Annotated in this window: 4 protein-coding genes; all 4 read right to left on the bottom strand. The window is 41.5% G+C overall.

Annotation, left to right across the window (positions count from 1 at the left end; genetic code table 11):
* Window positions 1–59: 59 nt before the first annotated feature.
* Genes QUA77_RS28810 through QUA77_RS28795 form a run of 4 tightly spaced genes read right to left on the bottom strand, consistent with a single transcriptional unit; the run spans window position 60 to window position 2,276 of the window.
* Complete coding sequence (locus QUA77_RS28810; protein WP_333454030.1) at window positions 60–1,496, bottom strand: AAA family ATPase; 1,437 nt, start codon at window positions 1,494–1,496, stop codon at window positions 60–62.
* Between the two features lie 39 nt (window positions 1,497–1,535).
* Window positions 1,536–1,727 (bottom strand): hypothetical protein, encoded by a 192-nt coding sequence (locus QUA77_RS28805; RefSeq protein WP_333454028.1) that lies wholly within the window; start codon window positions 1,725–1,727, stop codon window positions 1,536–1,538.
* On the bottom strand, window positions 1,728–1,922 hold the full coding sequence (locus QUA77_RS28800) for a hypothetical protein (protein WP_333454026.1): 195 nt from the start codon (window positions 1,920–1,922) through the stop codon (window positions 1,728–1,730).
* Window positions 1,923–1,952: 30 nt separating this feature from the next.
* Window positions 1,953–2,276 (bottom strand): helicase-related protein, encoded by a 324-nt coding sequence (locus QUA77_RS28795; RefSeq protein WP_333454024.1) that lies wholly within the window; start codon window positions 2,274–2,276, stop codon window positions 1,953–1,955.
* Window positions 2,277–2,942 lie beyond the last annotated feature (666 nt).

The following is a 2,942-nucleotide window of genomic DNA, read 5'->3' as shown; positions in this document are numbered from 1 at the left end:
ACTATCTACCAAAATGGAATTATCGTGCAGTTCCGACTATTTAGCAGACGCTAAAGTTATTAAATTGTCATTCCTAATTTTTTGATTTCCTGGTCTTTTTCTCGAAGTTGCTGCTCTAAATCATCACTCACTTTTGCCTTTCGATCGATTTCAACGGTCAAGTTGATGACATCGGTTTCAATCTCCCGGCGTCGGGCTTCAAGTTTTGCCCGATCCTCTCCATATTCGCGGTTTCCTATTTTCGATGAAAGTTCGCTAAGTTCTTCTTCTAAACGGCGAATTTTCTGATGGAATTCGCCGCGTTTGTGTTGGGTTTTGGCAATCTCCTGTAAAACGGTTTCGCGTCTGTTGAAGAGGGATTCTAATTTGGCTTTTGTGACTGAAACTGCACTTTCTAGCTCTTCTGAACCGACACGTTCGCGCCATTCGCTAACACAATTGAAAAAATGTTCGCCTGCAATCAGTTCGCGTCCGCAGATACACTCGCCTTTTTCCAGCAGTTCGCTCACAAACTGGCGTTTCATCGGTATTGGCAATTCCCCTTTTTTGTGAGCTGCTTCTAATATTTTTTTGGCTTTGGTTAAAACATCCGGTACTAGAACTAGATACCCGTGTTTCGAGAGTTCCCGTGCTAAGCTACTGCGAGTTTCCTTGAGTTGTTGCCTTGTTGATTCCAGTTCTTTTTCTTTTGCCGTGCGTTCAGCTTGCCACTGAGCTAACTCTGGCATTTCGCCCAGCTTTGAGTCTAGGGTGTCCTTCTCATCATGTAAAGCTTTGAGATTGCGGCGGAATTGATCAATTTCTGCTTCGATAGTGGTCTTGTTATTTTCAATTACTTGGCGCTCTTGACGGACTTTCATGCCTTCATCGCCAGCGTTTTTAGCAATTTCTTCACGGAACTCCTTAGCTACTTGACCGTCTAGATGAGTAATAGCGCGATCGAATACTTCTATATCGAGAAGTACCTTAACACCGGATTCTATCTGCTCGTAAGCTTCCGGACGCGCTAATTTTTCAATGCGTTCGCCGTTGAAGAAAAAGAAAGGGTACAATGGTTTGGGCAATAACTGCTCCAAAGAGTCTTGCGGGTTGCCCGGTTCTCTAACTTCACCTGTTTCATCAATATACTTCAAAGTTAATTTTTCCGGTTCTTGAATCCACCGTTTGCCCGCTCGATCTTTGCCAATTACAATCCTCCGGTAAGCCGTGTATTTTCTGCCTTTGTCATCAAATATTAGCTTGGCAGAGGTGACAAGATGTTCGCCCGGTTTAAGCTGGAAAAAAGCTGCTTCTGTTTCTAAATACTCTGGATTCTCAAAATCCTGTGAAAATTCCCCGTAAAATAACCAGGTAAATACATTGAGAACAGTAGTTTTTCCTGAACCGTTGAAGCCGTGAATAACCGTCACATTTTTAGTTTTATCAGCAGCAAACTTAATGGTTTTCTTGCCATAAAACTGGCGAAAGTTTTCGATGGTTAATTCCTGAAAAATCATTGAATAATCTCCGTTATTTTTTTCCTATATTGTCATTTATTACTCTGGCAGTTTTTTAACAATCTCTGTCACTGCTCTCCTGATATCGTCATTAATTCCTCTGGGATTTTTCATGTGTAGCTTGTCGCGTTCTGCCTTAACTACCCTCCACAAAAGGTCTCGTTCATCTGGACTTAAACCTTTAAGAATCTCCTGTATTTGTTTTTTCATATAATCTTCTGATTCTGGCATTTATTCCTCCGTATTTATATCTAGTAAGTTTAAGCGATCGCGCAAATATAGCAATTTACCCATTGCCTCGGGTCCATTAACGGCGAGACTGGCAAATTCTATCACCCTCCTCAATTCTTTGCCAAATAAACGGCGAGTCAAGCTATAATAAGGAGAGTCTCGGCGAGTTAATTCTGCTGGCGGTTCCACGACCAAATCAAAGATTTCTGCTAGATTCTTGCCCGGTTAAGTCCGCAACAAACGCCCCCGCCGCTGAATAAATTGACGTAGATTAGAACTGCTAGCTAGAATAAAAGCGCGGCGCGTTTCTGGAATGTCAACGCCTTCATCTAAACACCGAATAGCAACAAGACATTGAATCTCACCTTTCGCGAACTCATGCCGCAATTCCTCACGGCGATTCAGAGGAGTTTCGGCCGTATATTTAGCAACTTTCATGCCTAGTTCGCGACCTAATAACCGGGTAACTGCATCAATTTGACGTTCTACAGATGGCTCTGATTCTGTTTCTACTGTGCCGTCACCGCAGTAGATTAAATTGGGGAGCATCCCGCTTTTTAACTAAGCATAACTACCCATTTTAATCTCATTATTTAAATACGCACATCTTAGTCTTAAAATTTGAGGCACGTTTTTTTCTTTCCACTGTGCACCTACAATCTTAATTCTTGCTCCAATCTGTTTAATTAAAGACTCTACAGCTCCCGAACCAATATCAATACCCTGATGCAAGATAATTCTGGTAATTTGGGATTCTTGACTGATGTTTTCGGAGATAATTCTGGAAATTTTGACTTTCTTTACCTTTAACTCCTACAAATTCGGCTATAGCTTCTACTGTTGACCCTTGCCACAGTTGGCTCTCGACTCTTCTGATTCGTTTGAGTGACCCCCCTACTTTATGTAGATTTTCTCTCAAATGATACCAATCTAATACTTCTCTTCTTTGCTCATTAGTCCCTATTTGATTAAACAGATTCCACACCCCATCATGACCATCTCCCAAACAGGTTATTGGTTCATTTGAAAGTTGGCTATTTACCCACTCCACTAAATCTGGATTATTTTGGAAGAAGGCGGCTGCTACTTGATTATGGATCTTAACTGCCTTATAATTCCGACCTACTCTTTCTTTTCCTGTAAGGATTCAGGTAAAAAATAGTTCCGCAGAGAGCCGAAAAATATGGTAATGTAGTCAGATGAGCGAAAAGCCAG

Origin of the sequence: Microcoleus sp. K5-D4 (assembly GCF_036704575.1) — a bacterium.
Lineage (GTDB): Bacteria > Cyanobacteriota > Cyanobacteriia > Cyanobacteriales > Microcoleaceae > Microcoleus.
Note: the sequence above shows the minus strand (reverse complement) of the source record. Positions and strands in the feature narration are given on the sequence as shown.

Coding starts and splice junctions, on each gene's coding strand:
- QUA77_RS28795 (WP_333454024.1), bottom strand. CDS start 2,276: ATGCTCCCCAATTTAATCTACTGCGGTGACGGCACAGTAGAAACAGAA.
- QUA77_RS28810 (WP_333454030.1), bottom strand. CDS start 1,496: ATGATTTTTCAGGAATTAACCATCGAAAACTTTCGCCAGTTTTATGGC.
- QUA77_RS28805 (WP_333454028.1), bottom strand. CDS start 1,727: ATGCCAGAATCAGAAGATTATATGAAAAAACAAATACAGGAGATTCTT.